The following is a 7,413-nucleotide window of genomic DNA, read 5'->3' as shown; positions in this document are numbered from 1 at the left end:
GGGCCGCTTTGCGGCCGTTTCGCGGCACAAGGCCGCTCCTACAGGAACAACGCGATCCTTGTAGGAGCGGCCTTGTGCCGCGAAAGGGCTGCAAAGCAGCCCCAATCAAGCAATATCACTTCTCTTCTTTGGTGGCCACCGGCGCTGGCGGCGGCCGCAGCCCCACCTCGGCCACCAGCTTCAGCTGCTGCCCATTGCGCACCACCTCGATGGTGATCTTCTCATTGGGCTTGATCCGCGCCACTTGGTTCATCGATTTGCGCCCGTCACCGGCCGGCTCGCCATTGATGCTCAGGATCACATCGCCCAGTTGCAGCCCCGCGCGCGCCGCCGGGCCATCGCGGAAGATACCCGCCACGACAATGCCCGGGCGGCCCTGCATGCCGAACGACTCGGCCAGTTCCTGGCTCAGCGGCTGCACTTCAATGCCCAGCCAGCCACGGATCACCTGGCCGTGCTCGACAATCGACTTCATCACCTCCAGCGCCAGCTTGACCGGGATGGCGAAGCCGATGCCCTGGGAGCCGCCGGACTTGGAGAAGATCGCCGTGTTGATGCCCACCAGGTTGCCGTTGGCATCCACCAGCGCGCCGCCGGAGTTGCCCGGGTTGATCGCAGCGTCGGTCTGGATGAAGTCTTCGTAGTTGTTCAGGCCCAGCTGGTTGCGACCGGTGGCGCTGATGATGCCCATGGTCACGGTCTGGCCGACGCCGAACGGGTTGCCGATGGCCAGGGTCACGTCACCGATGTGGATGTTGTCGGAGCGGCCGATGGTGATCGCCGGCAGGCTCTTGAGGTCGATCTTCAGCACCGCCAGGTCGGTTTCCGGATCGCTGCCGATCACCCGGGCGAGGGTCTCGCGGCCGTCCTTGAGGGCCACGACGATCTGGTCGGCGCCGCTGGTGACGTGGTTGTTGGTCAGCAGGTAGCCTTCCGGGCTCATGATCACCGCCGAGCCCAGGCTCGACTCCCAGCGCCGCTGCTTGGGCAGGTTGTCGCCGAAGAAACGACGGAACTGCGGGTCTTCGAACAGCGGGTGGGCGCTCTTGTTCACCACCTTGGTGGTGTACAGGTTGACCACCGCAGGCGCGGCCAGGGTCACGGCATCGGCGTAGGACACCGGGCCCTGCATGATCTTCGTGGTTTGCGGGGCCTGCTGCAGGTTGACGTCCTGGCTGGGCAGGCCGACCCATTGCGGGAAGCGCTGGATGATCAGGATGGCGATCAGCACACCGGTGAGCAGGGGCCAGCCGAAGTAACGCAGAGCCTTGAACATGAATGAATCCTGGGAGTAGGGCGGGGGCCTTGTCAGTTCGGCCCGGGGCGAGCGCGCGCGATCATACACGTGAAAAAACCGGACGGCGACGGTTGGTGTATCGCGGGGCAAGCCCGCTCCCACGCCGTTCGCGCACGGCGTGGGAGCGGGCTTGCCCCGCGAAGGGGAGAACCTGACAGCGGTTCCCCCGAAACCGGCGACGGCCCATAATGGCGGCCATTATAGGGCCTCGCGCCCTGGTGCAACGCCGAATTCGAGGAGATTTTTCATGGCCGTCGCCCTCAATACCCTGGTCGAGGAAGCCGAGCGCTACCTGGGCAGCGCGAAGATCCAGGACTACTGCCCCAACGGCCTGCAGGTCGAAGGCCGCCCCCAGGTCAGCCGTATCGTCAGCGGCGTGACCGCCAGCCAGGCGCTGCTGGACGCGGCGGTCGAGGCCGAAGCCGACCTGGTGCTGGTGCACCATGGCTACTTCTGGAAGGGCGAGAACCCGTGCATCACCGGGATCAAGCAGCGGCGCCTGAAGACCCTGCTCAAGCACGACATCAGCCTGCTGGCCTTCCACCTGCCGCTGGACGTACACCCGGAAGTGGGCAACAACGTGCAGCTGGCGCGCCAGTTGGATATCACGGTCGAAGGCCCGCTGGACCCGAACAATCCCAAGGTGGTCGGCCTGGTCGGTTCGCTGGCGGAACCGGTGTCGGCGCGGGACTTTGCCCGCCGGGTGCGCGAGGCGCTGGGGCGTGAGCCGCTGGTCGTCGAGGGTGAGCAGATGATCCGCCGGGTCGGCTGGTGCACCGGCGGTGGGCAGGGCTACATCGACACCGCCATCGCCGCCGGGGTCGACCTGTTCATCAGTGGCGAGGCGTCGGAGCAGACCTTCCACAGTGCCCGCGAGAATGGCGTGAGCTTCATTGCCGCCGGGCACCACGCCACCGAACGCTATGGCGTGCAGGCGCTGGGCGATTACCTGGCGCGGCGGTTCGCGGTCGAGCACCTGTTCATCGATTGCCCGAATCCGATCTGATGATGCAGATGTCGTTCCTGTAGGAGCGGCCTTGTGCCGCGAAAGGGCTGCGCAGCAGCCCCAGGATTTCAGCGTTGATGCATAAATCGCCGGGGCTGCCTTGCAGCCCTTTCGCGGCACAAGGCCGCTCCTACAGGGCCCAAACCCCCAGTCATATCGTTAGATTGTTTCGATCTAGGCAGCCTCCTAAATAGAATCAGGTGCTGTGATAAAGTGGCTCGCTCGAACACGGCCCGCAGGCCGTCCATAAGATCGTTTTTCGTGAGTAGCCATGGTCGACAATCTGACGCACTTGAAACAGCTGGAGGCGGAGAGCATCCACATCATCCGCGAGGTGGCCGCCGAGTTCGACAACCCGGTGATGCTGTACTCGATCGGCAAGGATTCCGCGGTCATGCTGCACCTGGCGCGCAAGGCGTTCTTCCCGGGCAAGCTGCCGTTCCCGGTGATGCACGTCGACACCCAGTGGAAGTTCCAGGAGATGTACCGCTTCCGCGACAAGATGGTCGAAGAGATGGGCCTGGAGCTGATCACCCACGTCAACCCCGAGGGTGTGGCGCAGGGCATCAACCCGTTCACCCATGGCAGCTCCAAGCACACCGACATCATGAAGACCCAGGGCCTGAAGCAGGCGCTGGACAAGCATGGCTTCGACGCCGCCTTCGGCGGTGCGCGCCGTGACGAAGAGAAGTCGCGGGCCAAGGAGCGCGTCTACTCGTTCCGTGACAGCAAGCACCGCTGGGACCCGAAGAACCAGCGCCCGGAGCTGTGGAACATCTACAACGGCAAGGTCAACAAGGGCGAGTCGATCCGCGTGTTCCCGCTGTCGAACTGGACCGAGCTGGACATCTGGCAGTACATCTACCTCGAAGGCATCCCGATCGTGCCGCTGTACTTCGCCGCCGAGCGCGAAGTGATCGAGAAGAACGGCACCCTGATCATGATCGACGACGAGCGCATCCTCGAGCACCTGAGCGACGAGGAGAAGGCGCGCATCGTCAAGAAGAAAGTGCGTTTCCGTACCCTGGGCTGCTACCCGCTGACGGGCGCGGTCGAGTCTGAAGCCGAGACCCTGACGGACATCATCCAGGAAATGCTCCTGACCCGAACGTCCGAGCGCCAGGGCCGCGTCATCGACCACGATGGCGCCGGTTCCATGGAAGACAAAAAACGCCAAGGCTACTTCTAATTTCAGGGTTTCCTCATGTCGCACCAATCCGATTTGATCAGCGAGGACATCCTCGCCTACCTGGCCCAGCACGAGCGTAAAGAGCTGCTGCGCTTCCTGACCTGTGGCAACGTGGACGACGGCAAGAGCACCCTGATCGGGCGCCTGCTGCACGACTCGAAGATGATCTACGAGGACCACCTCGAGGCCATCACCCGCGACTCGAAAAAATCCGGCACCACTGGCGAGGAAGTCGACCTGGCGCTGCTGGTGGACGGCCTGCAGGCCGAGCGCGAGCAGGGCATCACCATCGATGTCGCCTACCGCTACTTCTCCACCGCCAAGCGCAAGTTCATCATCGCCGACACCCCGGGCCACGAGCAGTACACCCGCAACATGGCCACCGGCGCGTCCACGTGCGATCTGGCGATCATCCTGGTCGATGCCCGCTACGGCGTACAGACCCAGACCCGCCGGCACAGCTACATCGCCTCGTTGCTGGGCATCAAGCACATCGTCGTCGCGGTCAACAAGATGGACCTCAAGGGCTTCGACGAGCAGGTCTTCGAGTCGATCAAGGCCGACTACCTGAAGTTCGCCGAGGGCATCAACCTCAAGCCGAGCAGCCTGCACTTCGTGCCGATGTCGGCGCTCAAGGGCGACAACGTGGTCAACCGCAGCGAGCGTTCGCCGTGGTACACGGGCCCGGCGCTGATGGAGATCCTCGAGACCGTCGAGATCGCCGCCGACCGCAACGTCACCGACCTGCGTTTCCCGGTGCAGTACGTCAACCGTCCGAACCTGAACTTCCGTGGCTTCGCCGGCACCATCGCCGGTGGCGTGGTGCACAAGGGCGACGAGATCGTCGTGCTGCCGTCGGGCAAGAGCAGCCGGGTCAAGTCCATCGTCACCTACGAAGGTGAACTGGAGAACGCCGGCCCCGGCCAGGCCGTGACCCTGACCATGGAAGACGAGATCGACATCTCCCGTGGCGACCTGCTGGTACATGCCGACAATGTACCGTCGGTCACCGACCAGTTCGATGCCATGCTGGTGTGGATGGCCGAGGAGCCAATGCTCCCGGGCAAGAAGTACGACATCAAGCGCGCCACCAGCTACGTGCCGGGCTCGATTGCGAGCATCACCCACAAGGTCGATGTGAACACCCTGGAGCAGGGCGCCGCCAGCGCGCTGCAGCTCAACGAGATCGGCCGGGTCAAGGTCGCGCTGGACAGCGCCATTGCCCTGGACGGCTACGAGAGCAACCGCACCACCGGCGCGTTCATCGTCATCGACCGCCTGACCAACGGCACCGTCGGCGCCGGCATGATCATCGCCCCGCCGGTACTGCCGCACGGCAGCACCGGTCAGCACGGCAAGCTGGCCCATGTGTCGACCGAAGAGCGCGCCCTGCGCTTCGGCCAGCAGCCGGCCACCGTGCTGTTCAGCGGCCTGTCCGGCGCCGGCAAGAGCACCCTGGCCTACGCGGTGGAGCGCAAGCTGTTCGACATGGGCCGTGCGGTCTATGTGCTCGATGGCCAGAACCTGCGCCACGACCTGAACAAGGGCCTGCCGCAGGATCGCGCCGGGCGCACCGAGAACTGGCGCCGCGCCGCCCATGTGGCGCGCCAGTTCAACGAAGCCGGCCTGCTGACCCTGGCTGCGTTCGTTGCCCCGGATGCCGAAGGCCGCGAGCAGGCCAAGGCGCTGATCGGCAAGGAGCGCCTGGTCACGGTCTACGTCCAGGCGTCGCCGCTGGTGTGCCGTGAGCGTGATCCACAGGGGCTGTACGCGGCCGGTGGCGACAACATTCCGGGCGAGAGCTTCCCGTTCGATGTGCCGCTGGATGCGGACCTGGTGATCGACACCCAGTCGGTCAGTGTCGATGAAGGTGTGAAGCTGGTGCTGGATGTGCTGCGTCTGCGTGGCGCGATCTGAGTAACCGCGTGATCTGAGAAACCCCGCTTCGGCGGGGTTTTTTGTTTGGTTCGGGAGAGCCGGGGCTGCTGTGCAGCCCGTTCGCGGCACAAGGCCGCTCCTACAGGGGACCGCGCAACCCTGTAGGAGCGGCCTTGTGCCGCGAAAGGGGCGCAGCGCGCCCCCGACTCTCTAAATGTGTTTCTCGGAAACGGGAATCACCCGCCGCTCCTTCACCGCCTTGTACGAAAAACTCGAATAGATCTCCTTCACCCCCGGCAACCGTTGCAGCACCTCCCGGGTGAATTCGCCAAACGACTCCAGGTCCCGGGCGAGGATCTCCAGCAAAAAGTCATAGCGCCCGGAGATGTTGTGGCAGGCGACGATCTCGGGAATTTCCATCAGCCGCTGTTCGAATGCCAGGGCCATCTCCTTGGTGTGCGAGTCCATCATGATGCTGACGAACGCGGTCACCCCGAAGCCCAGCGACTTGGGCGAAAGAATGGCCTGGTAGCCGGTGATGTAGCCGTTGTCCTCCAGCAACTTGACCCGCCGCCAGCAGGGCGAGGTGGTCAGGGCGACCTGGTCGGCGAGTTCGGAAACGGTCAGGCGGGCGTTGTCCTGCAGGGCGGCGAGCAGGGCGCGGTCGGTACGGTCGAGAGCTGAAGGCATATCTTGCCCTCCTGGTTCTGTTTTTGTTGTTTTTCTTTCAAAACATGCCCGATTGCGTGGGCAAATTTGGAAAAAGCGCGGCAGCTTGGTGGCATAAGCTTATAACAAACCACAAGAGGCTGTTGCCATGCGCGACTCCAACAAGAACACCGGATTCTCCACGCGGGCCATCCACCATGGCTACGACCCGCTGTCCCACGGCGGCGCCCTGGTGCCGCCGGTGTACCAGACCGCCACCTATGCCTTCCCCACCGTCGAGTACGGCGCCGCCTGCTTCGCGGGTGAGGAACCGGGGCATTTCTATAGCCGTATTTCCAATCCGACCCTGGCCCTGCTCGAGCAGCGCATGGCGTCCCTGGAAGTAGGCGAGGCCGGGCTGGCGCTGGCCTCCGGCATGGGCGCCATCACCGCCACGCTATGGACCCTGCTACGCCCGGGTGACGAGCTGATCGTCGGCAGCACCCTGTACGGCTGCACCTTCGCCTACCTGCACCACGGCATCGGCGAGTTCGGCGTGAAGATCCGCCATGTCGACCTCAACGACATCCCGGCACTGCAGGCCGCGATCACTCCGAAGACGCGGATGATCTATTTCGAAACCCCGGCCAACCCCAACATGCAACTGGTGGATATCGCCGCGGTGGTCGATGCCGCCCGTGGCCACGACCTGAGCATCGTGGTCGACAACACCTACTGCACGCCCTACCTGCAGCGCCCGCTGGAACTGGGCGTGGACCTGGTGGTGCATTCGGCCACCAAGTACCTGTCCGGGCATGGCGACATCACCGCCGGGCTGGTGGTCGGGCGCAAGGCGCTGGTCGATCGCATCCGCCTGGAAGGGCTCAAGGACATGACCGGCGCGGTGCTGTCGCCCCATGACGCGGCGCTGCTGATGCGCGGCATCAAGACCCTGGCCCTGCGCATGGACCGCCACTGCGCCAATGCCCAGCAGGTGGCCGAGTTCCTCGCCGAACAATCACAGGTCGAGCTGCTGCATTACCCGGGCCTGCCGTCCTTCCCGCAGTACGCGCTGGCCCAGCGGCAGATGCGCCTGCCGGGCGGCATGATCGCCTTCGAACTCAAGGGCGGGATCGAGGCCGGTCGTCGTTTCATGAACGCCCTGCAGCTGTTCAGCCGCGCGGTCAGCCTGGGCGATGCCGAGTCGCTGGCCCAGCACCCGGCGAGCATGACCCATTCGAGCTATACCCAGCAGGAGCGTGCCGAGCACGGCATCTCGGAAGGCCTGGTGCGTCTGTCGGTGGGGCTGGAAGACATCGACGACCTGCTCGCCGACATTGCCCAGGCCCTGAAGGCCTGCGCCTGAACCGCCACGGACGAGGCCTGCGCGATGGT

Annotated in this window: 6 protein-coding genes; 4 read left to right on the top strand and 2 right to left on the bottom strand. The window is 64.5% G+C overall.

What is annotated here, in order from left to right; genetic code table 11:
• Positions 1 to 115 precede the first annotated feature (115 nt).
• On the bottom strand, positions 116 to 1,276 hold the full coding sequence (gene algW / locus NMG10_RS13285) for a Do family serine endopeptidase AlgW (RefSeq protein ID WP_198745891.1): 1,161 nt from the start codon (positions 1,274 to 1,276) through the stop codon (positions 116 to 118).
• Between the two features lie 268 nt (positions 1,277 to 1,544).
• Between algW and NMG10_RS13280 the strand changes: the two genes are divergently transcribed.
• The 3 genes from NMG10_RS13280 to cysN all read left to right on the top strand — a co-directional run bounded on the left by NMG10_RS13280 (position 1,545) and on the right by cysN (position 5,409).
• Entirely contained in the window at positions 1,545 to 2,303 is a 759-nt protein-coding gene (locus tag NMG10_RS13280; RefSeq protein ID WP_028689771.1) for a Nif3-like dinuclear metal center hexameric protein, read from the top strand.
• 271 nt (positions 2,304 to 2,574) lie between these two features.
• On the top strand, positions 2,575 to 3,492 hold the full coding sequence (cysD, locus tag NMG10_RS13275; protein WP_011535568.1) for a sulfate adenylyltransferase subunit CysD: 918 nt from the start codon (positions 2,575 to 2,577) through the stop codon (positions 3,490 to 3,492).
• A 15-nt stretch (positions 3,493 to 3,507) separates the two neighbouring features.
• Positions 3,508 to 5,409, top strand: a complete 1,902-nt coding sequence (cysN, locus tag NMG10_RS13270) for a sulfate adenylyltransferase subunit CysN (protein ID WP_203647925.1) — start codon at positions 3,508 to 3,510, stop codon at positions 5,407 to 5,409.
• A 171-nt stretch (positions 5,410 to 5,580) separates the two neighbouring features.
• On the opposite strand, the gene NMG10_RS13265 is transcribed toward cysN, so the two are convergent.
• Complete coding sequence (locus NMG10_RS13265) at positions 5,581 to 6,060, bottom strand: Lrp/AsnC family transcriptional regulator (protein WP_028689769.1); 480 nt, start codon at positions 6,058 to 6,060, stop codon at positions 5,581 to 5,583.
• Positions 6,061 to 6,187: 127 nt separating this feature from the next.
• Here NMG10_RS13265 and NMG10_RS13260 point away from each other — a divergent pair, with 127 nt between their 5' ends.
• A complete protein-coding gene (locus NMG10_RS13260) occupies positions 6,188 to 7,384 on the top strand; it encodes a methionine gamma-lyase (RefSeq protein ID WP_254464502.1) in 1,197 nt (398 codons plus the stop codon).
• The last annotated feature ends 29 nt before the right edge of the window (positions 7,385 to 7,413 follow it).

This window comes from Pseudomonas sp. DVZ6 (assembly GCF_024259445.1).
Taxonomy (GTDB): domain Bacteria; phylum Pseudomonadota; class Gammaproteobacteria; order Pseudomonadales; family Pseudomonadaceae; genus Aquipseudomonas; species Aquipseudomonas peradeniyensis.
The sequence above is the reverse complement of the archived record's forward strand: the minus strand, read 5'-3'. Positions and strand labels throughout refer to the sequence as shown.

What these genes read in the sequence shown, in the direction of transcription:
- NMG10_RS13265 (WP_028689769.1), bottom strand. Translation starts at nt 6,060, where the DNA reads ATGCCTTCAGCTCTCGACCGTACCGACCGCGCCCTGCTCGCCGCCCTG.
- NMG10_RS13260 (WP_254464502.1), top strand. Translation starts at nt 6,188, where the DNA reads ATGCGCGACTCCAACAAGAACACCGGATTCTCCACGCGGGCCATCCAC.
- algW (WP_198745891.1), bottom strand. Translation starts at nt 1,276, where the DNA reads ATGTTCAAGGCTCTGCGTTACTTCGGCTGGCCCCTGCTCACCGGTGTG.
- cysD (WP_011535568.1), top strand. Translation starts at nt 2,575, where the DNA reads ATGGTCGACAATCTGACGCACTTGAAACAGCTGGAGGCGGAGAGCATC.
- NMG10_RS13280 (WP_028689771.1), top strand. Translation starts at nt 1,545, where the DNA reads ATGGCCGTCGCCCTCAATACCCTGGTCGAGGAAGCCGAGCGCTACCTG.
- cysN (WP_203647925.1), top strand. Translation starts at nt 3,508, where the DNA reads ATGTCGCACCAATCCGATTTGATCAGCGAGGACATCCTCGCCTACCTG.